At 66.2% G+C, this 22,371-nt stretch carries 25 protein-coding genes; 5 read left to right on the top strand and 20 right to left on the bottom strand.

What is annotated here, in order from left to right:
- Positions 1–35: 35 nt before the first annotated feature.
- The 7 genes from AC1DEL_RS25975 to AC1DEL_RS25945 form a co-directional block, all read right to left on the bottom strand.
- Complete coding sequence (locus tag AC1DEL_RS25975; RefSeq protein ID WP_477106933.1) at positions 36–257, bottom strand: DUF2970 domain-containing protein; 222 nt, start codon at positions 255–257, stop codon at positions 36–38.
- 1 nt (position 258) lies between these two features.
- Complete coding sequence (locus AC1DEL_RS25970) at positions 259–855, bottom strand: cytochrome c oxidase assembly protein (RefSeq protein ID WP_477125881.1); 597 nt, start codon at positions 853–855, stop codon at positions 259–261.
- A gap of 12 nt (positions 856–867) precedes the next feature.
- Entirely contained in the window at positions 868–1,017 is a 150-nt protein-coding gene (locus AC1DEL_RS25965) for a cytochrome oxidase small assembly protein (RefSeq protein WP_218158021.1), read from the bottom strand.
- A gap of 12 nt (positions 1,018–1,029) precedes the next feature.
- Complete coding sequence (ctaD, locus tag AC1DEL_RS25960) at positions 1,030–2,661, bottom strand: cytochrome c oxidase subunit I (protein WP_092291626.1); 1,632 nt, start codon at positions 2,659–2,661, stop codon at positions 1,030–1,032.
- Between the two features lie 41 nt (positions 2,662–2,702).
- Positions 2,703–3,983 carry a cytochrome c oxidase subunit II gene (gene coxB, locus AC1DEL_RS25955; RefSeq protein ID WP_092291624.1) on the bottom strand — a complete coding sequence of 427 codons (1,281 nt, stop codon included), beginning with the start codon at positions 3,981–3,983 and terminating at the stop codon, positions 2,703–2,705.
- A gap of 61 nt (positions 3,984–4,044) precedes the next feature.
- Positions 4,045–4,560: a DUF2244 domain-containing protein gene (locus tag AC1DEL_RS25950; RefSeq protein ID WP_092291622.1), complete on the bottom strand. Its 516-nt coding sequence runs from the start codon at positions 4,558–4,560 to the stop codon at positions 4,045–4,047.
- Between the two features lie 271 nt (positions 4,561–4,831).
- Positions 4,832–5,770: a methyltransferase domain-containing protein gene (locus AC1DEL_RS25945; RefSeq protein WP_477125880.1), complete on the bottom strand. Its 939-nt coding sequence runs from the start codon at positions 5,768–5,770 to the stop codon at positions 4,832–4,834.
- Here AC1DEL_RS25945 and AC1DEL_RS25940 point away from each other — a divergent pair.
- Both AC1DEL_RS25940 and trmL read left to right on the top strand, forming a co-directional pair.
- Entirely contained in the window at positions 5,759–6,547 is a 789-nt protein-coding gene (locus tag AC1DEL_RS25940; RefSeq protein WP_477125879.1) for a phosphoribosyltransferase family protein, read from the top strand. The genes AC1DEL_RS25945 and AC1DEL_RS25940 overlap by 12 nt on opposite strands.
- A 68-nt stretch (positions 6,548–6,615) precedes the next feature.
- On the top strand, positions 6,616–7,086 hold the full coding sequence (gene trmL / locus AC1DEL_RS25935; RefSeq protein ID WP_477125878.1) for a tRNA (uridine(34)/cytosine(34)/5-carboxymethylaminomethyluridine(34)-2'-O)-methyltransferase TrmL: 471 nt from the start codon (positions 6,616–6,618) through the stop codon (positions 7,084–7,086).
- Positions 7,087–7,119: 33 nt separating this feature from the next.
- On the opposite strand, the gene AC1DEL_RS25930 is transcribed toward trmL, so the two are convergent.
- The 5 genes from AC1DEL_RS25930 to AC1DEL_RS25910 all read right to left on the bottom strand — a co-directional run bounded on the left by AC1DEL_RS25930 (position 7,120) and on the right by AC1DEL_RS25910 (position 10,838).
- A complete protein-coding gene (locus AC1DEL_RS25930; protein WP_092291618.1) occupies positions 7,120–8,106 on the bottom strand; it encodes a Bug family tripartite tricarboxylate transporter substrate binding protein in 987 nt (328 codons plus the stop codon).
- Positions 8,107–8,147: 41 nt separating this feature from the next.
- Positions 8,148–9,176 carry an NAD(P)H-dependent glycerol-3-phosphate dehydrogenase gene (locus AC1DEL_RS25925; RefSeq protein WP_441593647.1) on the bottom strand — a complete coding sequence of 343 codons (1,029 nt, stop codon included), beginning with the start codon at positions 9,174–9,176 and terminating at the stop codon, positions 8,148–8,150.
- A gap of 208 nt (positions 9,177–9,384) precedes the next feature.
- Positions 9,385–9,903, bottom strand: a complete 519-nt coding sequence (gene secB, locus AC1DEL_RS25920) for a protein-export chaperone SecB (protein WP_092291614.1) — start codon at positions 9,901–9,903, stop codon at positions 9,385–9,387.
- 174 nt (positions 9,904–10,077) lie between these two features.
- Complete coding sequence (grxC, locus tag AC1DEL_RS25915) at positions 10,078–10,335, bottom strand: glutaredoxin 3 (protein ID WP_092291613.1); 258 nt, start codon at positions 10,333–10,335, stop codon at positions 10,078–10,080.
- Positions 10,336–10,424: 89 nt separating this feature from the next.
- Entirely contained in the window at positions 10,425–10,838 is a 414-nt protein-coding gene (locus tag AC1DEL_RS25910) for a rhodanese-like domain-containing protein (protein ID WP_092291611.1), read from the bottom strand.
- Positions 10,839–10,947: 109 nt separating this feature from the next.
- Here AC1DEL_RS25910 and gpmA point away from each other — a divergent pair, with 109 nt between their 5' ends.
- From gpmA to AC1DEL_RS25895, 3 genes are all read left to right on the top strand, one after another.
- Positions 10,948–11,694 (top strand): 2,3-diphosphoglycerate-dependent phosphoglycerate mutase, encoded by a 747-nt coding sequence (gpmA, locus tag AC1DEL_RS25905; RefSeq protein WP_092291609.1) that lies wholly within the window; start codon positions 10,948–10,950, stop codon positions 11,692–11,694.
- Between the two features lie 218 nt (positions 11,695–11,912).
- Positions 11,913–13,529, top strand: a complete 1,617-nt coding sequence (locus AC1DEL_RS25900) for a S41 family peptidase (protein ID WP_092291607.1) — start codon at positions 11,913–11,915, stop codon at positions 13,527–13,529.
- A gap of 101 nt (positions 13,530–13,630) precedes the next feature.
- Entirely contained in the window at positions 13,631–14,383 is a 753-nt protein-coding gene (locus AC1DEL_RS25895) for a HesA/MoeB/ThiF family protein (RefSeq protein ID WP_092291605.1), read from the top strand.
- Positions 14,384–14,570: 187 nt separating this feature from the next.
- On the opposite strand, the gene bfr is transcribed toward AC1DEL_RS25895, so the two are convergent.
- The 8 genes from bfr to AC1DEL_RS25855 all read right to left on the bottom strand — a co-directional run.
- Positions 14,571–15,050: a bacterioferritin gene (gene bfr, locus AC1DEL_RS25890; protein ID WP_092291603.1), complete on the bottom strand. Its 480-nt coding sequence runs from the start codon at positions 15,048–15,050 to the stop codon at positions 14,571–14,573.
- Between the two features lie 99 nt (positions 15,051–15,149).
- Positions 15,150–15,455, bottom strand: a complete 306-nt coding sequence (locus tag AC1DEL_RS25885; RefSeq protein WP_092291601.1) for a (2Fe-2S)-binding protein — start codon at positions 15,453–15,455, stop codon at positions 15,150–15,152.
- A gap of 238 nt (positions 15,456–15,693) precedes the next feature.
- The gene (gene ptsP / locus AC1DEL_RS25880; protein ID WP_092291599.1) at positions 15,694–17,451 is read right to left on the bottom strand and encodes a phosphoenolpyruvate--protein phosphotransferase; all 1,758 of its coding nucleotides are present in this window, start codon (positions 17,449–17,451) and stop codon (positions 15,694–15,696) included.
- Between the two features lie 49 nt (positions 17,452–17,500).
- On the bottom strand, positions 17,501–17,770 hold the full coding sequence (locus AC1DEL_RS25875; protein ID WP_092292115.1) for an HPr family phosphocarrier protein: 270 nt from the start codon (positions 17,768–17,770) through the stop codon (positions 17,501–17,503).
- The gene (locus AC1DEL_RS25870; RefSeq protein WP_092291597.1) at positions 17,739–18,194 is read right to left on the bottom strand and encodes a PTS sugar transporter subunit IIA; all 456 of its coding nucleotides are present in this window, start codon (positions 18,192–18,194) and stop codon (positions 17,739–17,741) included. The genes AC1DEL_RS25875 and AC1DEL_RS25870 overlap by 32 nt, the downstream gene beginning before the upstream one ends.
- 109 nt (positions 18,195–18,303) lie before the next feature.
- Complete coding sequence (gene gshB / locus AC1DEL_RS25865; RefSeq protein WP_092291595.1) at positions 18,304–19,251, bottom strand: glutathione synthase; 948 nt, start codon at positions 19,249–19,251, stop codon at positions 18,304–18,306.
- A gap of 21 nt (positions 19,252–19,272) precedes the next feature.
- A complete protein-coding gene (gshA, locus tag AC1DEL_RS25860) occupies positions 19,273–20,568 on the bottom strand; it encodes a glutamate--cysteine ligase (RefSeq protein WP_092292113.1) in 1,296 nt (431 codons plus the stop codon).
- 423 nt (positions 20,569–20,991) lie between these two features.
- On the bottom strand, positions 20,992–22,371 hold a 1,380-nt coding region (locus AC1DEL_RS25855), incomplete at its 5' end, for an ammonium transporter (protein WP_477159218.1).

Genomic DNA, 22,371 nt, shown 5'->3' with positions numbered 1-22,371 from the left:
GTGCTCGTACTTCTCTTATTTTTTCGGGGACAGCTTCATCCCACCACGGTCTTCACGATGCCGATCAAAATCGCCACGAACAGCGCCGCGGCAATCAGGCCGGCGATGATCACGTGCACCGGGTTCAGCCGCGCCATGTCGGTCTCGTGCTCCGACCCCTTGCGCAGGCCGATGAACGACCACAGCACCGCGCGCACCGTCTGCGCGAACGACGCCTTGCGCTGAAGCGGATCCTGCGGGTCTGGCGTCACACCCATCTCAGCTTCCCTGCCCCGCCGGCGCCACCGTCTGCGCCACCGGCGTGCCGATCTCGAAGAAGGTGTACGACAGCGTGATCGTCTTCACATCCTTGGGCAGGTTCGGATCGATCACGAACACCACCGGCATCTCGCGCGCCTCGCTGGCCTTGAGCGTCTGCTGCTTGAAGCAGAAGCACTCCACCTTCTTGAAGTACTCGGTGGCCTGCTTGGGCGCGTAGCTCGGGATGGCCTGCGCGGAAATATCGCGCGACTGCCCGTTGGCCACTTCGTAGACGATGGTCGTCAGCTCGCCCGGATGCACTTCCATCGAGGACTTCACCGGGCGGAACGCGAACGGCCCGCGCGCGTTGGAGTCGAACTCCACCGTGATCGTGCGGCTCTTGTCCACCTGGGTGTTCTTCTTCAGCGATCCGCCGTACAGATCGCGCGTGGTCACCACGTTGATGCCGGTGACCTCGCAGATCTTCTTGTACAGCGGCACCAGCGCATAGCCGAAGCTGAACATCAGGCCCACCACCACCAGCAGCCGCAGCAGCATGCCGCGGTTGAAGCGTCGCTCGATTGCCCGGTCTTCCGCCTTCTGCTGCGCGTCCACGTCTATCTCCGCTCAACCGCCAAGGAACACCATCTTGGCGAAGAATCCCAGGAAGAACACCACCACGATGGACAGCAGGATCAGGCCCAGCCGCCGGTTGGCGGCTCGTTGGGTGGCCTGGCGGCCCTGGCTGTCCGTGCGCGACGGTGTTTCCGGCTTCATGGCGTCAATCACTCAGCGCACCTGTGGCGGCTCTTCGAAGGTGTGGAACGGCGCCGGCGACGGCACGGTCCATTCCAGGCCCTCGGCGCCATCCCACGGCTTGTCGCCGGCAGCCTGGCCGCCCCGGTAGGACGGCAGCACCACGAAGAAGAAGAAATACACCTGCATCAGGCCGAAGCCCAGCGCGCCGATCGACGCAACCGCGTTGAAGTCCGTGAACTGGACCGCGTAGTCCGCGTAGCGACGCGGCATGCCGGCCAGGCCCAGGAAGTGCATCGGGAAGAAGGTCACATTGAAGAAGATCAGCGAGCCCCAGAAGTGGATCTGGCCGCGCGTCTCGTTGTACATGAACCCGCTCCACTTCGGCCCCCAGTAGTAGAAGCCGGCGAACAGCGCGAACAGCGAACCGGCCACCAGCACATAGTGGAAGTGCGCCACGATGAAGTAGGTGTCCTGGATCTGGATGTCGATCGGGGCCACGGCCGGGATCAGGCCGGTGAAGCCGCCGATCGTGAACACGAAGATGAAGCCGATGGCGAACAGCATCGGCGTCTCGAAGGTCATCGAGCCGCGCCACATCGTGGCGATCCAGTTGAAGATCTTCACGGCCGTCGGCACCGCGATCAGCATCGTCGCGTACATGAAGAACAGCTGGCCGGTCACCGGCATGCCGGTGGTGAACATGTGGTGCGCCCAGACGATGAACGACAGGATGGCGATGGACGCCGTGGCGTACACCATCGAGCTGTAGCCGAACAGGCGCTTGCGCGCGAACGCCGGCACCACGTGCGAGATGATCCCGAACGCGGGCAGGATCATGATGTACACCTCGGGGTGGCCGAAGAACCAGAAGATGTGCTGGTACATCACTGGGTCACCACCGCCGGCGGCCGAGAAGAAGCTCGTGCCGAAGTGGCGGTCGGTCAGCACCATGGTGATGGCGCCAGCCAGCACCGGCATCACGGCGATCAGCAGGTAGGCGGTGATCAGCCAGGTCCAGCAGAACATCGGCATCTTCATCAGCGTCATGCCGGGCGCGCGCATGTTGAGGATGGTGACGATGATGTTGATCGAGCCCATGATCGACGAGGCGCCCATGATGTGCATGGCGAAGATGGCCATGTCCATGCCGGGGCCCATCTGCACCGAGAGCGGCGCGTAGAGCGTCCAGCCGGCGGCGGTGGCGCCGCCCGGGGCGAAGAACGAGCCGGCCAGCAGCAGCGCCGCCGGGGGCATCAGCCAGAAGCTGAAGTTGTTCATCCGCGCGAAGGCCATGTCCGAGGCGCCGATCTGGAGCGGAATCATCCAGTTCGCGAAGCCGACGAACGCCGGCATGATCGCGCCGAACACCATGATCAGGCCGTGCATCGTGGTGAACTGGTTGAACAGCTCGGGGCGGAAGAACTGCAGGCCCGGCTCGAACAGCTCCAGGCGGATCAGCAGTGCCAGCACGCCGCCGGACAGCAGCATCGTGAACGAGAACAGCAGGTACAGCGTACCGATGTCCTTGTGGTTGGTGGCGAACAGCCAGCGGCGCCAGCCATGGGGGTGATCGTGCGCATGATCGTCATGGCCGTGGCCATGTCCATGATCATGGGCGTGGTCGTGCGGATGACCCAGCGTCTCCGGGGTAGCGGTACTCATCGCGTTGACTCCTGAATTCCTGTATGCGGTGCGGCTGCGGGTCAGCCTGCGACGCGGTTGCCCGCGAGGCTGGCCTGCTTGTCGGGGGAGGTTGCCGGGGCCGGATCGGCCTTGGCCTTCGGCGCCGCCTCGGCGGTACCCGCCGTCGGTGCGCCACCGCCTTCGGGGAACTTGCCCGCGCGGGCGTTCACGAAGTCGGCCGGCTGGATTACCTCGCCAGTCCGGTTGCCCCACGCATTCCGGGTGTAGGTCATGGCCGCGGCCAGTTCCGTGTCGGACAGCTGCTTCCAGGACGGCATGCCGCCGCGTCCTTCCAGCAGGATGTGCATCTGGCCGGCCTTCGGACCGTTCACCACCTTGGAGCCGTCCAGCGCCGGGAACGCGCCGGCGCCCTTGCCGTTCGGCTGGTGGCAGACCGCGCAGTTCGACGCGTAGACCTTCTCCCCACGCACCTTCATCTCATCGAGCGTCCAGGTCTTGTTGGGATCGTCCGCCGCTGCGGCCAGCGCCTTCTTCTTCTCGTCGACCCACTTGGTGTAGTCGGCGTCCGAGACCACGCGCACGACGATCGGCATGAACGCGTGTTCCTTGCCGCACAGCTCGGCGCACTGGCCACGGTAGACGCCGATCTTCTCGGCGCGGAACCAGGTGTCGCGCACGAAGCCGGGAATCGCATCCTGCTTCACGCCGAAGGCCGGGATCATCCACGCGTGGATCACGTCGTTGGCCGTCGTGACGATGCGGATCTTCTTGTTGACCGGCACCACCAGCTCGTTGTCCACCTCCATCAGGTAGGTGTTCGACTTCGGCTGCTCGTTGTTGATCTGCTCGCGCGGCGTGGTCAGGGTGGAGACGAACGAGATGCCTTCGCCCTGGCCCTTCAGGTAGTCGTAACCCCACTTCCACTGGTAGCCGGTGGCCTTGATGGTGATGTCGGAGTTGGTGGTGTCCTTCATCGCGACCACGGTCTTGGTGGCGGGAAGCGCCATTGCGATCACGATCAGGAACGGGACGATGGTCCACACCACTTCCACGGTAATGCTTTCGTGGAACGCGGCCGACTTGGCACCACGGCTCTTGCGGTGCGTGAAGATGGAATAGAACATCACGCCGAACACGGCGATGAAAATCACCGTGCAGATGATGAGCATCATCCAGTTCAGCCAGTGAATCTGTTCGGCGATCTTTGTAACGGGTTCGGTCAGGTTCAGCTGTCGGACGGCCGGGCCGCCTGGCATATCACTGACCGCGGAGGCCGCCTGGCTGGCAAGCAGGGACGCACCTGCCAGACATGCTGCGGATGCCTTCTTCCACATTTTCATTGTTTATCTACCCAATTTACAGATTCAAATCTGTCCCCGCCGTGCCCTGCCTCCCTTCCTCTCAGAAGCAATGCAGGACTGCCGCGAGTTCCTGCGCGAACTTGCGCCGCCGTATCGGGTCCAGATGACACCCCACCCGCACGACGCGCTTGTCCGACCGCAGAACCACGAGCGCCCGGAACGATTCACCCAGTTCCACCCGCACCCATCGCGGGTTGAATACCTCACGCGTGACCCGACTGGCGCTGGCTGTCTCCACGACCAGCATACCGTCGGTCACACTCACGCGTTCATAATCCGTCGCATGGCGTGCGTACGCCAGCAGGGCAATCCCCAGCCCGAGCAGCTCGAGCCCCGCGAAAGGCAGCACGAGCCAGGCCCCATGCCACGCGGCAAGGAACACCGCGATGGCAGTGGAAATACATACGATGGAGAAGTAGAACCAGCCGACCTGGCGTGGGGAGAGCGAGCAATTCCGCTTCATCAGCCAGTCGTTGCTCGGCAAGGGGGGACGTCCGTCGTGATTACCGCCGGAGTCAACTCCTGCCGTCTGGAATGCGATACCCAAGTCTTGCATCGCCCAACCACTTTGCATCGGATGCACACCCGGGACGAATGGCGCGCCCGGGCACGTGCGGAGTGCATTCCGGGGGCGTTCTTGTGCCAGGGGACCACTGCGACAAACTGGCGCATTATATGGCGCTTCGCATACTCGAACAAGGGAGGATTTGACCGGAGGGCTTGCCTAGTTCAAGTTTTTGTGCATGGCTGCAACAGCCCCGATAGTCAACACAATCGGTGTGTGCGCAATGTTGCGCGACGGTCCGGGCGACCGTCCGCACGGTGTGTCAGCGGCGTGGCGAAGCCCGTCCGATCTTGTCGATCGGCACCACCGCGCGGCCCTGATCGTCGGTGGCCTGCCGGCCACGCGGCGCCAGTTTCCACGCATGGCCGTAGACAATCTCGAAGGTCAGCGGGATCACCCCATCGCTGTTGCGCTGGCGCTCCAGCGCGTCCAGCACGGCGCGATGCCAGCGGCGCCCGCGCAGCCCGGCCGGGCCGGGGCGCCGGAAGCCGCCGAAGGACTGCACCTCGCGCAGCAGCGTCTCGGGGGACTCGTAGGTGATGGTCAGCGTCTCCATGTCCATCACGGGCGTGGACCAGCCGCTGTGGACCAGCATGTCGCCAATGTCATGCATGTCGACGAAACGGAGCGTGTGCGCATCGAGGTCGACCTCGCCGAACGCCGTGCGCAGCTCGCGCAGCGTGTCCGGGCCGAACAGCGAGAACAGCACCAGCCCCTCGTCGGCCGTCACACGATGCCACTCGGGGAACACGCGGTGCGGCTCGGGATGCCAGTGGAGCGCGAGGTTGGACCAGAGCAGATCAAAGCTGGCGCCATCAAACGGCAGTGTGGCAAGATCGCCCTGCACCAGGTCGAACATCGGACGCTTGCCGAGCATGCGGCCGATCCACCCCGGGCGGCGCTGCGGATCGCGCTGGCCGGCTTCGTGCAGCATCGCGCCGGAAATATCGAGGCCGGCGATCTGCGCATCGGGAAACCGCGCGCGCAAACCCGCCAGGCCCTGGCCATGGCCGCAGCCGATATCGAGCACGCGCCGTGGCGCGAGCCGGATCACCTCCATGCGCTCCTGCATGCGCCGGCCGATCTCGCCGAGCAGGAAATCCAGCTTGCCGAAGGCGGCGCTGCGGCGGTCGAAGGCAAGCCGGGTCAGCCGCGCGGGCGGCAACCAGGCATCGGGAGAATCAGCGGCATGCAAGGACACGGACAATCGGAACCAGTGGGGAGCGGTCGGACGGGACCGCGAGGATCGCAAGTATACGCGCGCGCCGCCGGGGCTGCCGGGCGCTGCGTCGCTGGGCTGCTGCCGTCCCTGCTCCCGTCCTTGCTCCCCTCCGCCTGTGCGATTTGCGGCGATGTGCAGCGCGATGTGGTCTGCGCCGCCTGCGCCGGATCCCTGTTGGCGGCGCGGCCCCGCTGCCCGCGCTGTGCCAGTCCGGGCGGGGGCCATTGTCAGTCCTGCGTGCCCGAGGACCCAATCGACGCCACCGTGACGCTGGCCGACTACGCCGAGCCACTCGATCGCCTGATCCTGCGGCTCAAGTTCGGCGCCGCGCTGCCCGTCGCCGGCTGGATCGCCGCGGAGCTTGCCGAAAGCCTGCGCGCCCTGCCCGATCTTCCCGATCTTCCCGATCTCATCGTCCCCGTGCCGCTTGCGCCGCAACGGCTGGCCGCGCGCGGTTTCAACCAGGCGTGGGAGATTGCCCGCCCGCTGGCCCGGCGGCTCGGCGTGCGCGCCGATGCGACCCTGCTCACCCGCCGGCGCGACACCGCCACCCAGCTCACGCTGGACCTGCCCGCCCGCCAGGCCAATCTGCGCGATGCCTTCGCACTGGCCCGCCCCATGTGCCTCGACGGCCGCCACATCGCCGTGGTCGATGATGTGATGACCACCGGCGCCACGCTGCGCGCCGCTGCCGCCGTCCTCAAGGCCCATGGCGCCCGGCGCGTCACCGCCCTGCCCGCGCTGCGCACCCCGTAAAAATGCGACGGGATGACAGCCACCCCCTGCCGCGGTAAGCTCGGGGCCGATTTTCCAGCCATCGCACCATGTTCAACGTCGTCCTCGTCGAGCCCGAAATTCCGCCGAATACCGGCAATGTGATCCGCCTGTGCGCCAACACGGGGGCGCAGCTGCACCTCGTCAAGCCGCTCGGATTTCCGCTCGAGGACGCCCGCATGCGCCGCGCGGGCCTGGACTATCACGAATTCGCGACGATGCGCGTGCACGAGAGCTGGAACGCCCTGATGGCGGCCGAGCAGCCTGATCCGGCCCGTATGTTCGCCCTGACCACGCACGGCTCCACGCCGTTCGGGCAAGTCAGTTTCCGTCCCGGGGACTGGTTGGTGTTCGGATCGGAGACCCGCGGCCTGGCGCCCGAGCGGCGCGAGTGGTTCCCGGCCACGCAGCGCATCCGGCTGCCGATGCGGCCGGACAACCGCAGCCTGAATCTCTCCAATACCGTGGCCGTGGTGGTGTTCGAGGCCTGGCGCCAGAACGGCTTCGCCGGCGGCGCCTGACAGGAGAGGAGCGCCTGACGGCCTGGGCGACGCCTAGCCCTCGGGCTGCACGCCCGCCGCGCGGATCACCTTGGCCCAGCGGGCCGTCTCGGTGGCCATGGTCTGGCGCAGCGAGGCCGGCGCGGTACCAGCCGGCACGAAATACTGGGCGCGCATCTTCTCGCGCACGTCGGCGCTGCCGATGATCGTCACGAGTTCCCGGTACAGGCGGTCGATCACCGGCGCCGGCGTCCCGGCTGGCGCCAGCACGGCCTGCCACGAGATGGCCTCGAAGCCCGGATAGCCCGATTCCGCCACGGTCGGCACCTGCGGCAGCAGCCCGGTACGCCCCGTGGAGGTCACGGCGAGCAGGCGCAGCTTGCCAGCCGTCACCATCGGCATGGCAATCGCGGGCACCATGAAACCGGCCTGCACCTGCCCGCCGACGATCGCGGTGGTGATCTGCGGAAACCCCTGATACGGCACGTGCTGGAGATCGATGCCAGCCATGGCCTTGAGCTGCTCCATGGCCAGGTGCGCCGCACTCCCGTTGCCCACCGACCCATAGTTCAGCGCGCCCGGCCGGGCCTTGGCCAGCGCGACGAAGTCGGCCAGCGTGTGCACCGGCAGCCGCGCATCGACCACCAGCACATTCGGCGAGGTGGCCACCAGCGTCACCGGCGCCAGTTGGCGCACCGGGTCATAACCAAGATGGCGGTAGAGCGCCGGCGCCGTGACAAGCGGGCCGTTGATCGTAAACAGCAGCGTATTGCCGTCCGGCACGGCCTTGGCGACCATGCCGGTGCCGATATTGCCGCCTGCACCGGGCCGGTTCTCCACCACCACCGGCTGGCCCAGCGCCACGGCCAGCTTCTCGGTGACGATCCGGGCGATCAGGTCTGGCGAGGAGCCCGCCGGGAACGGCACGATCATACGGATGGGGCGCGACGGCCACGTCTCCGCCAGCGCCGGCGCGGCGCCCAGGCACAGCGTGGAAAGCGTGGCGATCATCGCCCCGAGGGCTTGGCGGCGGCTAGGCATCTAATCTTGGGGGATTTGCGGTTGTTTGCGGTGATTTGCGGTTATTCGTCCCGCGCGTCGCGCTGGAGCAGTTGCGCCACGGCGTCGGCGGCAGACAGGCCCTCGAACAGCACCGCGCAGACCGCGCGCGTGATCGGCATCTCCACGCCATGCCGGGCGGCCAGCGCCGCCACCGCCTGGGCGCAGCGCACCCCCTCGGCCACGTGGCCGAGGTCGGCGAGCACCTGTTCGAGCGTCTTGCCGCCCGCCAATTGCTGGCCGACCTTGCGGTTGCGCGAGAGGTCGCCGGTGGCGGTCAGGATCAGGTCGCCCATCCCGGCGAGGCCCATGAAGGTCTCCACGCGGCCGCCGAGCGCCAGCCCGAACCGGGTCATCTCGGCCAGCCCGCGCGTGACCAGCGCCGCGCGCGCGTTGAGGCCCAGGCCCAGACCATCGCTGGCGCCGGTGGCAATCGCCAGCACGTTCTTGACCGCGCCGCCCACCTCCACGCCGATCAGGTCATCGCTGCCATAGATCCGCATGGCATGGTGATGGAACGCCACCTGCGCGCGGTCCGCCAGCGCATGGGACGTGCCCGCCACGGTCAGCGCGCACGGCAGCCCCTGAGCCACTTCCTTGGCGAAGCTGGGCCCGGTCAGCACGCCATATTCGATCTGGCCCGGCGTCACGCCGAGCGCATCGAGTTCCTCGCGCACCATCTGGTGCGGCATGGCGTGGGTGTCGGCCTCGAAGCCCTTGCAGAGCCAGAGCATGGCCAGCGGCGCAGGCCGTCCGGCATGGCGCGCGGCCAGCCGGCGCGTCATCTCGCGCAGGCCGGAAACCGGCGTGGCCACCACCAGGAGCCCGTCCGGGTCAGCCAGCGCATGATCCACGGCGGCATCGAAATCGGCTTCGCAGGCCAGTCGGGGGGATAACGCCACCCCGGGCAGGTAGGCCGCGTTCATGCCGGTTTGCGCGATATCGGCCAGTTGCGCGGCATCGCGGCCCCAGAGCACCACATCGTGCACGGTGGCCGCGTGGCTGGCCAGGGCAGTGCCCCAGGCCCCGGCGCCGAGGAAGGTCAGTTTCATGGCGATTCTGGCGGAATGGCGGATAACGTCAGTATGGCGGGGGAAATCAAAACGGGGCCGAAGCCCCGTTTTAAGTCGCCCGTTCTGCCTGGCACCCTGAGGCGCCGGCAAAACGAAGCGAAGCGGTTCTGGCTAGGCGCGCGGCCGCAGACAGTACAAGTGGTACGGCAAGGCCGCGCAACGACGCCAGAATCGTTTTGCCGGTGCCTCAGTGGCGCGCCTGGCTGCCGTCGGGCATCACGATGCCCGACTCGCCGCCCTGCTGGCCAGCTTCTTCCATGGCCTGCTGCAGGCGTTGCTCGTACAGTGCCTGGAAGTTGATTTCCGACAGGTGAATCGCCTGGAAGCCGGCGCGCGTGATCACGTCGGCCACGTTGCCGCGCAGGTACGGGTACAGGATGGTCGGGCAGGCGATGCCCAGCAGCGGGTCCAGCTGCTCCACCGGCACGTTGCGGATGTCGAAGATGCCGGCCTGATGGGCTTCCACCAGGAACGCTACCTTGTCCTGCACCTTGGTGGTCACCGTGCCGGTCACCACGACTTCGAAAATGCCTTCCTGCAGTTGCGCGGCGGCCACGTTGACCTGCACTTCCACGGCCGGCGCTTCCGACTCGAGGAAGATGGCCGGCGAGTTCGGCTGCTCCAGCGACATGTCCTTCAGGTACACGCGCTGGATGTTGAAGAAGGGCTGATCGTCCTGCTGGGTGGCTTGTTGCTCGTCGCTCATGAAAGGCTTCCCGGTTGAATCGGATTGGAATCGATTTTTGGTCTCTGCCGGGCGCGGGGCCCGGCTGGAAAGCGCATATGGTACATGACGCCGATGGCGATTTCACCCGCTCGCCGCCGAATCAGAATCGTCTCAGATATCCGATGGGCGGCGGGCTACCGGAGACCCGGCAGGTCAGGCGGCCAGCAGCGGCACCAGGCCGCCCTGGCGGTCCAGCGCGGAGAGGTCGTCGAAGCCACCCACATGGGTCTCGTCGATATAGATCTGTGGCACGGTGCGGCGGCCGGTGCGCGACATCATTTCCTCGCGCTTTCCCGGTTCGCGGTCGATCAGGATCTTTTCGACCGCTTCGACGCCCCGTTGCTTCAGCAGCCGTTCGGCCATCTGGCAATAGGGGCACACCACCGTGCTGTACATGACGACGCGGGCCATGCGGAATCTCCTTGTCTTCAAAATGCGGCGGCGCGGTCCGCCCCGGGCGGAACCGCGCCGCTTCGCTGCTGTAAATGGGGCTGTCGCGCTTACTTGACGACCGGCAGGCCGGCCTGTTGCCAGGCTGTCATGCCGCCTTCGAGCGCGTAGACCTCACTGTACCCGGCTTCCTTCAACGCTGCTTGGGCCTTGCCCGAGCGCTGGCCGGTCTGGCAGATCACGATGATGGGGACGGATTTGTCGCGGGCCAGGCCGCTGGCGCGCGACGGCAGGTCGGCAAGTGGCGCACTCTTCGCTTGCGGCATGTGGCCCTTGGCGAATTCGGCGGCGTCGCGGATGTCCACGACCACCGCGTTGCGCCGGTTGATCATCTGCGTGGCGGCCGCCGTATTGAGGCGCTTGCCGCCCGTACCGCTCTTGATCTGGGGCCACGCCAGCAGGCCGCCGGAGACCACGGCGATGGCGATCAGGGCCAGGTTGTTGTAATCGGCGAAGAAATTCACAATGGCATTCCGTTGGGTTGGGTCGGCGGCATTATAAAATACGCGGTTTCGCGCCCCCGTCATTATTTGCGGGCGAGCGCCGCAGGTCACTTACTACCCTGGAAGCAGCATGTACAAGCTCGTTCTCATCCGCCACGGCGAATCCACGTGGAATCTCGAAAACCGCTTCACCGGCTGGGTCGATGTCGACCTCACCGACACCGGCGCCGCCCAGGCCAAGCAGGCCGGCAAGCTGCTCAAGGAAGCGGGCTATGGCTTCGACATCGCCTACACCTCGGTCCTCAAGCGCGCCATCCGCACGCTCTGGTACGTGCAGGACGAAATGGACGAAATGTGGATTCCGGTGCGCAACGAATGGCGCCTGAACGAACGCCACTACGGCGCGCTGTCGGGCCTGAACAAGGCCGAGACTGCCGCCAAGTACGGCGACGATCAGGTGCTGGTCTGGCGCCGCAGCTACGACACCCCGCCGCCCGCGCTGCAGCCGGACGATGAACGCGCCGCGTTCAACGACCCGCGTTACGCCAACGTGCCGCGCGACCAGGTGCCGCTGACCGAGTGCCTCAAGGACACGGTGGCCCGCGTGATGCCGCTGTGGAACGAATCGATCGCTCCGGACATCCAATCGGGCAAGCGCGTGGTGATTGCCGCCCATGGCAACAGCATCCGCGCGCTGGTGAAGTACCTCGATCAGATTTCGGATGACGACATCGTCGGCCTCAACATTCCCAATGGCATCCCGCTCGTCTATGAACTGGACGCCAACCTGCGCCCGCTGCGCCATTACTACCTGGGCGATCAGGAAGCCCTGGCTGCCTCGCTGGCGGCCGTGGCCAACCAGGGCAAGGCCCGCTGACGACAGGCCGCAACCCGCGCCCGCCCCGGTCTGGACCGGGTAGGCGCGGGCAGCTTGCCCGCGGCCATGTGTGACCGCGCCCACCCGGCGCGCAAGCCCCCGCAGGCCTTTTTCTGCGCACCCTCTTATACTGTCGGACAAATCCGGCGCCGCCGGCCTTAAGGCCGGGCACCCGGATCGCCCCCTAGCCAATCCTCATACTGTTCAGGCTGCCCCACATGCGTAAGACGCTCAAGAACATTAGCCTAGTCTCGGTCGGCGTCGTTGCCGGCGTGCTCGCGACGCTGCAGATCTCGGCGACGGCCCAGAACTCGTCCGGGCCCCTGCCGCTCGACCAGCTCCGGCTGATGTCCGACATCTTCGGCCAGATCAAGCGTGAGTACGTGGAGCCGGTGGATGACAAGAAGCTGCTGACCGAAGCCATCAAGGGCATGGTCGCCAGCCTCGACCCGCACTCGGCCTACCTGGACGAGAAGGACTTCAAGGAACTGCAGGAAGGCACGCGCGGCCGCTTCGCCGGCCTGGGCATCGAGATCTCGCAGGAAGAAGGCCTGGTCAAGGTCATCAACCCGATCGAGGACACCCCCGCCTTCCGCGCCGGCATCCAGCCGGGCGACCTGATCACCCGCATCGACGACAAGCCCGTGCGCGGCCTCCCGCTGGAGCAGGCGGTCAAGCGCATGCGCGGCGAGCCCGGCACCAAGGTCACGCTGACGATCTACCGCAAGAGCGAGGAACGCACGTTCCCGGTCTCGATCACGCGCGCGGAGATCCGCGTGCAGTCGGTCAAGACCAAGATGCTGGACAACAACACCATCGGCTGGATCCGCCTGACGAGCTTCCAGGAGCGCACGGTGTCCGACCTGGGCCGCCGCCTGCGCGAGATGGCCGAGAAGAACCCGGGCCTCAAGGGCGTGATCCTGGACCTGCGCAACAACGGCGGCGGCGTGCTGCAGGGCGCGGTCGGCGTGGCCGCGGCGTTCCTGCCCGACGATGCCACCGTGGTCTCCACCAACGGCCAGGTGCCGGACGCCAAGCGCGTCTACAAGGCTACCTTCAACAACTACCGCCTCTCGTCGCTCGAGGACGATCCACTCAAGGACCTGCCGCCGCTGTTCAAGAAGATTCCGATGATCGTGCTGACGAACGCCTACTCGGCCTCGGCATCGGAAATCGTGGCCGGCGCGCTCCAGGATCACCATCGCGCCACGCTGATGGGCAAGACCACGTTCGGCAAGGGTTCGGTGCAGACCGTGCGGCCGCTGACCAATGACACCGGCATCAAGCTGACCATCGCGTACTACTACACGCCGACGGGCAAGTCGATCCAGGCCAAGGGCATCCGCCCGGACATCCCGGTCGACCAGAACCCCGAGGGCGATCCGGACGACGCGCTGATCACGCGCGAAATCGACACCGAACGCCACCTGCACAACAAGCAGGAGTCGGAAGAGCCGGAAATGAATGCGCGCGAGCAGCGCCGGGTGGACGAACTGCGCCGCCTCGAGGAAGAAAACGCCAAGAAGACGCCGGAAGAGCGCGAGAAGGATCGCCGCAAGAAGCCGGTGGAATTCGGCACGGCCGACGACTTCATGCTCCAGCAGGCTATCGCGCAGCTCAACGGCAAGCCGGTGCAGCGTTCGAAGTCGCGGCTCGAGGCCTCGCAGGCCGCTGGCAAGCCGGACACCGATGCGGACAAGGGCAAGGCCAAGCCGGCCGCCGACAAGGCCCCGGCGAAGCCCGCCTCCAAGCCGGCAGCGAAGCCAGCCAGCCAGCCGCCCGCCAGCGCGCCGATGGGCGACCCGCTGGGCACGCCGACCGGCAAGAATCGCTGACGGCGCGCGCTCGGGCTTGGCTCCGGGCGCATCCTGAGGATTGCGACGGCCCGCGGTGTTCACCGGCGGGCCGTTCTTGTTTCTAGCGGATGCTTTCGCACATGAACGACGACCAACTGCTGCGCTACTCGCGCCATATCCTGCTGGACGAACTCGGCATCGAGGGCCAGGAACGGCTGCTGGCGGGCCATGCGCTGGTGATCGGCGCGGGCGGGCTCGGGGCGGCCGCGCTGCCCTACCTGGCCTCGGCCGGCGTGGGGCGCATCACCATCGTCGACGATGACGACGTGGACCTGACCAACCTCCAGCGCCAGATCCTTCACACCACGGCCAACGTGGGCCGGCCCAAGGTGGAGTCGGCGCGGGAAGGGCTGCTGCGGATCAATCCTGATGTCGATGTGCGGCTCGTGGCCCAGCGCGTGGGCGATGCCGAGCTGGATGCGCTGGTGGCTGCTGCCGATGTCGTGCTCGATTGTTGTGACAATTTCGCCACACGGCACGCGGTGAACCGCGCCTGCCTCGCCCATCGCAAGCCGCTGGTGTCGGGTGCCGCGCTGCGCTTCGACGGCCAGGTCAGCGTGTTCGACCTGCGCGATGCCGATGCCCCGTGCTACGGCTGCCTGTTCCCGCCCTCGGAACCCGCCCCCGAAGCCGCCTGCGCGACGATGGGCGTGTTCGCCCCGCTGGTCGGCATGGTCGGCACGGTGCAGGCGGCGGAGGCGCTCAAGCTGCTGACGGGCGTCGGCCAGACGCTGGCCGGCCGGCTGCTGATGGTCAATGCAATGTCGATGGAGTGGACCACGATGCGGCTGGCGCGCACGCCGGCCTGCGAGGTCTGCGGCGGGCACCACTAACGAAAGCGCTAGCGGGCCATCGACCCGGCGATCCCGGCGGTGGAGCCCCCTCCCCGCCGGTTCGCCTGATTGGCGCGATGTGCTGCCGGAAATGCTGGATGAAGAAAAGAATCCGAATGAGAACGGTTAATAACCCGTCCCGCACGGATGCGCGATGCCGCCAGGCACCGCGCGGTGGGCCGGCGGCTTACTGCTCGCCCGGCTCCATCTGCGACTGCAGATAGTTCTGCAGGCCAACCTTGTCGATCAGGTCGAGCTGCGTCTCCAGGTATTCGATGTGTTCCTCGGTGTCCGTGAGGATGTCCACGAGGATCTCGCGGCTCACGTAATCGCCCACCGACTCGCAGTACGCAACGCCTTCCTTGACGGTGGCGTGCGCGGTCTGCTCGAGCTTCAGGTCGCACTTGAGCATTTCGGGCGTGTCTTCGCCGAGCAGCAGCTTGTGCAGGTCCTGGAGGTTCGGCAGGCCGTCAAGCATCAGGATGCGGTCGATCAGGCGGTCGGCGTGCTTCATTTCGCCGATCGATTCCTTGTACTCGACATCACCGAGCTTCTTCAGGCCCCAGTGCCGATACATGCGGGCGTGGAGGAAATACTGGTTGATCGCGGTCAGCTCGTTCTTGAGCTGGGCGTTCAAATGCTGGATGACCTTCTTGTCACCTTTCATAGGGGGGCTCCTGTCATGACAACCGGACCCGCGCAAAAGCACGAAGGGGCGCCAAGTGGCGCCCCATTGCAGTCGGAACCGCGGTAAAGCCTGAATCGATCAGGCCACCAGCGCGGTACGCTGATCGTTCGCGACTGCCGGGTCACGAGCGTCCATTATCGCACGTGACGTAGTCGTGGAACAGGAAGAAATCTCGACGACCTGAATGGTCGATAGCGAGGAGGCACGCATCGTCTGCACGGCGGCCACGCCTTCGCACAGCACTTGCTTCGCGCAGTCGCGGCAACGGCCGCAGCAGGTGCCCACGCCGAGGGTCTCGGCGAGTTCGTCCATGGTCGAGACGCCAAGGTGAACGGCGCCATGAATCTCGTGGTCGGTAACCTGGTTGCAGATGCAAACGTACACAAATACCTCCTGGGGGCGGTGTCGGCACCGGCATGCCGAACAGCGATGGAGGCCAGAATATCAGAGAAGCAGAATGATAACAATTCCCATTAATCGCTTTGGGGGTATGGCGTCACACAGGCGATAAGCATGGATTTTCGGGGTCACTTTTCCGACAGGAAAGTGACCCCGGCTTCGCCAACATTGCAGACAGAAACCCTAAGAATCAGAGGGTGTATGAGACTTGGGAGGATGTGCCTCAGGGCGCGATCTGCTTCAGCGCCGCCGCCAGTTCCTCGGGCTCGTAGCAGTTAAGCACGCGGTCCACCAGCGGCCCCAGGCTCTCGCAGTCAGCATGGATCACTTCCTGCTTCACGCGCAGCAACTGCGCCGGGTGCATGGAGAACTCGCGCAGGCCCATGCCCAGCAGGAGCCGCGTCATGGCCGGGTCCCCCGCCATCTCGCCGCACACGGCCACGGGCACGCCGGCCCGGTTGGCTTCCTGGATGGTGCGGGCAATCAGTTGCAGCACGGCCGGGTGGAGCGGGTCATAGAGGTGGGCCACGGCGTTGTCGGCGCGGTCGATGGCCAGCGTGTACTGGATCAGGTCGTTCGTGCCGATCGACAGGAAGTCCATCCGCTTGAGGAACAGCGGCAACAGCAGGACGGCAGCCGGGATCTCGATCATCGCCCCGACCTTCATGCTCGGGTCGTATGGCTGGCCGCGCTCGTCGAGTTGGCGCCGCGCCTGGGCGATCAGGTCCAGCGTCTGGTCGATCTCGCTCGCGTGGGCCAGCATCGGAATCAGCAGCCGCACCGGGCCGAACGCCGAGGCGCGCAGCAGCGCGCGGAGCTGGGTCAGGAACATCCCCGGCTCGGACAGCGACCAGCGAATCGCGCGCAGCCCGAGCGCCGGGTTCAGCGCGGTCTCGAAGTCGTCGCCACGCAGGTCCAGCGGCTTGTCGGCGCCGACGTCGATGGTGCGGATGGTCACGGGGAGGCCGTGCATCGCCTCCACCGCGCGACGGTAGGCGGCAAACTGCTCCTCCTCGTCGGGCATGGCGTCGCGCCGGTTCATGAACAGGAATTCGGAGCGGAACAGCCCCACGCCGACTGCGCCGGCGGCCAGCGCGGCGGTGGCGTCCTCGGCCAGTTCGATATTGGCCAGCAACTCGATCTCGAGCCCGTCCAGCGTCACGGACGGCGTGTGGCGCAGCCGTTGCAGGCGCTTCTTCTCCAGCGCGCGCTCGCTCTGGCGGTGGCGGTATTCCTCGAGGATGATTGCCGACGGATCGACGATGACCAGCCCCGCGTCGCCATCGATGATGATCCAGTCGTCCTGGCGGATCAGCTCGCTGGCGCTTTTCACGCCCACGGCGGCCGGGATGTCCAGGCTGCGCGCGACGATGGCCGTGTGCGAGGTGCGCCCGCCCAGGTCGGTCACGAAGCCATGGAACACGGTCTGGCGGAACTGGAGCATGTCCGCCGGGCCGATATCGTGCGCCACGACGATCACGCCCGGCGCGGGCTCGCCGTCCGGGGCCAGGGCCGGCACGGGCGCCGGCGCCAGCACCGGCGCGCCGGCCAGCACCTTCAGGATCCGCTCCACCACCTGCTGGATGTCGGCCTTGCGCTCACGCAGGTACTCGTCCTCGATCTCGTCAAACTGACGCATCAGTTCCTCGAGGCGGGTGGTGAGCGCCCACTCGGCGTTGTAGCGCCGCTGGCGGATCAGGGCCTCGGGCTCGCGCGAGAGCGCCTCGTCGTCGAGGATCATCGCGTGCACGTCCAGGAACGCGCCCATTTCCTCGGGCGCGTCGCGCGGCAGGTCACGCTTGAGCGTCACCAGTTCCGCGCGCACGGCGGCGCGCGCCGAACGTAATCGCTCCACCTCCGCATCGAGCCGGTCTTCATCGACCAGATAGTGCGAAACGTCGAGCGCAGCCGGTGCGAGGATGTGGGCCCGCCCGATGGCGACCCCACGCGAAACCGGAATGCCGTGCAAGGCAAAAGGCATGAACCGCTCCGTCAGGAACGTTTAGGAATTCGGTATTGTGCGTCGATACTCACTCGCCCTCGCCGAACCGGTTGGCGATCAGCGCCAGCAGCGCGTCCATCGCCTCGTTCTCGTCGGGGCCATCGGTCTCGATCGTGACCGTCGAACCAATGCCCGCCGCAAGCATCATGACGCCCATGATGCTTTTGGCATCGACCTGGCGACCGTTGCGGGACATTTTGACCTGGCTGGCGAAACTCCCCGCCAGTTGCGTCAGTTTGGCGGAGGCGCGGGCGTGGAGCCCGAGCTTATTGATGATGGTTGTGTCCCTCAGCAGCATATTTGTCGGGATGATTGGCGGTTTGGTTCTGGACAGTGGTGTTGCCGACCTGCAGCACGCCCTGCGCGCCGCCGGCCAGCGCCTTGGTGGCAAGCTGGTCGAGCACCTCGGTGCGGTAGCAGATCGCGCGCACGAGCATGGGAAGATTGACGCCGGCAAGCACCTTGACCTTGCCGGGATCGGCCAGGCGCGCGGCGATATTGGCCGGCGTGGCCCCGAAAATATCGGTGAGCACCAGGGCGCCGTTGACCTCGGAGACCGCGGCCAGGCGGCGCCGGGCTTCGGCGAGCACCACGGCAGGGTCGGCGTCGGGAAGGACGTCGATGGCCTCCACGCGCGGCGGTTGGCCGCAATAGACGTGGGCAGCGCAATCCCGCAGCGCCGAAGCCAGCGGCGCGTGCGCGATGATCAGAATTCCGGCCATGATGTGAATCCGTTGGACTGCCCGAATTGTAGCAGGCGGCCTCGCGGCCAAATCCCGCGATACCGCCCGGCGTCCCCGGAGTGTGGTGCCTTAGCGTCGCCCGGTTGTCTTATTTGTTGTTGACGGCAGCTTCCAGCGCATCGACAAACATCGCGGCCACGTTGAAGCCGGTCTGCTGCGTGATTTCCTGGAAACAGGTCGGGCTCGTCACATTGACTTCAGTCAGGCAGTCGCCGATCACGTCGAGGCCCACCAGCAGCAGGCCCTGCTTGAACAGGCCCGGCGCCAGCGTCTCGGCGATCTCGCGGTCGCGCGCGCTCAGTTCCTGGGCGCGCCCCAGCCCGCCGGCCGCCAGGTTGCCCCGGATCTCGGTGCCCTGCGGAATCCGCGCCAGCGAGTACGGCACCGCCTTGCCGCCGATCAGCAGGATGCGCTTGTCGCCTTCCTTGATGGCCGGGATGTAGCGCTGGATCATCAGCGTGCGGGCGCCGTTGTCGCCCAGCGTCTCGACGATCGCGCCAAGATTCATCGCATCGGGCCCCACGCGGAAGATGCCCATGCCACCCATGCCGTCGAGCGGCTTGACGATGATGTCCTGGTGCTCGGCATGGAAGGCGCGGATGCGGTCCGCATCGCGCGTGACCAGCGTCGGCGTGACGAACTGCGGGTAGCGGGCGATGGCCAGCTTCTCCGAGTGGTCGCGAATCGCCTGCGGCTTGTTGAAGATGCGGGCACCCTGCGCCTCGGCCAACTCCAAAAGCCACGTACTCGTCACATATTCCATGTCGAACGGCGGATCCTTGCGCATCAGCACCGCGTCGAACGTGGCCAGCGGGGTCAGCACCGGCTCGCCGAGGCGGAACCAGTCGGTGGCATCGTCCGTGACGCGCAGCGGCTGCGTCACCGCCTCCACCACGTTATTGGCCAGCGACAGCCGCGACTGGAGGCAGAACGACAGCTCGTGCCCCCGCGCCGCCGCTTCCTTCATCATGGCGTAGGTGGAGTCCTTGTACGTCTTGAAGGTCTCCAGCGGGTCGGTAATGAACAGGATGCGCATGGTGGGATCTGGGTTCCTGGCTCAGATGATCGGGTTCGGATCGGTCTTCTCGAGTTCCAGCGAGGCCGCCAGCAGCGCCAGCCGCGCCACCACGCCATACATATAGAAGCGGTTCGGCACGGCCGCGCCCGGCTTGGCGTGGCTGTCCGGAATGCCGTTCGGGGCAAACGCCAGCGGCACGAAGTGCATGCCCGGCGCGTTCAGGTTCTCGTCGTTGCCGCGGCCCGTGTGGACGCGGTAGAAGCCGCCCACCACGTAGCGGTCGATCATATAGACCACCGGCTCGGCCACCGCCTCGTTCACCTTCTCGAAGGTGTGCACGCCTTCCTGGATGATGACGTCGGAGACTTCCAGCCCCTCCTTCACCACGCTCATCTTGTTGCGTTCCTTGCGGTTCAGGCCCTTGACCTCGGACGGGTCCCGCACGGTCATGATACCCATGCCATAGGTACCGGCATCGGCCTTCACCACCACGTAAGGCGTTTCCTTGATGCCGTACTCGCGGTATTTCTTGGCGATCTTCTTCAGCACGCCTTCCACGGCATCGGCCAACTCTTCCTCGCCCACGCGCTCGTGGAAGTCCACGCCGGTGGTCCGGGCGAAGTAGGGATTGACCATCCACGGGTCGATATCGATCAGCTTGGCGAACTTCTTGGCCACCTCGTCGTAGGCGGCGAAGTGGCTGCTCTTGCGGCGCGTGGACCAGCCCGCGTGCAGCGGCGGCAGCAGATATTGTTCGTTGATGTTCTCGAGCACGGGCGGAATGCCGGCCGAGAGGTCATTGTTGAGCAGGATCGAACAGGGGTCGAAGTCCTTCAGCCCCAGCCGGCGGCCCTTGGTGCCCAGCCGCGCGAGCGGCTCCACCACCAGCGTCTGGCCGTCGGGCAGCTCGATCGGGGTGGGTTCGGTGATGTCCTCGGACAGCGACCCCAGGCGCACATTCAGGCCCGCCTGGCGCATGATCAGCGACAGCCGCGCCACGTTCTGCAGATAGAACATGTTGCGGGTGTGCCGCTCGGGGATCAGCAGCAGGTTCTTGGCGTCCGGGCAGATCTTCTCGATCGCGGCCATGGCGGCCTGGACGGCCAGCGGCAGCATTTCCGGGGCGAGGTTGTTGAACCCGCCCGGGAACAGGTTGGTATCCACCGGCGCCAGCTTGAACCCGGCATTGCGCAGGTCCACGGAACAGTAGAACGGCGGCGTATGCTCCTGCCATTCCAGCCTGAACCAGCGCTCGATGGACGGCGTCGCGTCCAGGATCTTCTTTTCGAGTTCGAGCAGCGGACCGTTCAGCGCGGTGATGAGATGCGGGACCATATCCATCCTAATTGATCGTCTTTATTGTCCGCCCCGATTGTAGAGGAACGGCCAATAGGCTGCTGACGCCCGCCGTATAACCATATGCGGCGGTCAGCATAATAATCCGGGATGTGGGGGCGGTCGGGCAAAAAAAAAGCGCGGCGTGTGCCGCGCTTTCAAATGGCCTGACAGATACGGGGAGCGTTCTGCAGGTGGAGGAAACTGCCTCACTCGCACTGTATGTGCGGCTCCCCTTAAAGACAATTGAGACTTTTTAAGATCCGATTTAAGCACTCTGCGAATACCCCGCGAGGCCTTGTCGGGGCTGGCCCTGCGCCCGTTCGGGCGGCTTTCGGGCAGAAAAAAGCCCGGCACGAGGCCGGGCGAAACTCCTGAGAGAAGATTCCCAATCAGCTCTCCAGCACAACTCTGTCGTGGATATCAGACCTCGTAGGCGGTTTCGCCGTGGGAGGTGATGTCCAGGCCTTCGCGCTCTTCCTCTTCCGGAACGCGCAGGCCAATCAGCATGTCGACCAGCTTGTAGGCCACCAGGGCCACCACGCCCGACCACACGATGGTGGTCAGCACGCCTTCGAACTGGATCCAGACCTGGCCGGCGATCGAATAATCGTCCGCCACCTTGTTGGCCACGTAGTCATAGATGCCCGTGCCGCCCAGGCTCGGTGCGGCGAACACGCCCGTCAGCAGCGCACCCAGGATGCCGCCCACGCCGTGCACGCCGAAGACGTCCAGCGAGTCGTCCATGCCGAGCAAGCGCTTCAGGCCGGTCACACCCCACAGGCACAGCAGGCCAGCCAGCAGGCCGATCACGATGGCGCCCATCGGGCCGACGAAGCCGGCTGCCGGGGTGATCGCCACGAGGCCGGCGACGGCGCCCGAGGCACCACCCAGCATCGACGGCTTGCCCTTGCCGATCCACTCGCCGAAGGTCCACGACAACACGGCGGCGGCGGTAGCCAGCAGCGTGTTGACGAAGGCCAGGGCGGCGCCGCCGTTGGCTTCCAGGCCCGAGCCGGCGTTGAAGCCGAACCAGCCGAACCACAGCAGCGAGGCACCGACCATGGTGAAGGTCAGGCTGTGCGGACGGATCGCTTCGCGGCCGAAGCCGATGCGCTTGCCGTACATGAAGGCACCCACCAGGCCCGCGACAGCGGCGTTGATGTGCACCACGGTACCGCCGGCGTAGTCCAGCGCGCCCTTCTGGAACAGCCAGCCCGACTTGGCCGTGGCGGCCGTGCCGGCAGCGGCGTCGGTGTAGGCGTCCGGACCCGGCCAGAACCAGACCATGTGGGCCATCGGGATGTAGGCGAAGGTGAACCAGAGCACCACGAACACCAGCACGGCCGAGAACTTGGCGCGCTCGGCGAAGGCGCCGATGATCAGGCTGCAGGTGATGGCGGCGAAGGCGCACTGGAAGGCGAAGAACACCAGTTCCGGCACGACCACGCCCTTGCTGAACGTGGCGGCCACGGCGTCCACCGTCAGGCCCTTCATGAACAGCCGGTCCGTGCCGCCGAAGAACGCGTTGCCTTCGGTGAAGGCGAAGCTGTAGCCGTAGACGGCCCACAGGATCGACACCACCGAGAAGATCACCAGGCACTGCATCAGCACCGAGAGCATGTTCTTGGAGCGGACCAGGCCGCCGTAGAACAGGGCCAGGCCGGGCAGCGTCATCAGGATGACGAAGGCCGTGCAGACCAGCAGCCAGGCGGTATCGCCCTTGTTCGGCACGGGCGCGGCGGCGGGGGCAGCCTCGGCCGGCGCAGCAGCGGCGGCGGCAGGGGCCGCGGCAGCCGGGGC

It is taken from the genome of Cupriavidus sp. 10L43_2 (assembly GCF_056395265.1).
This window is presented reverse-complemented; position numbering and strand designations above follow the sequence as displayed.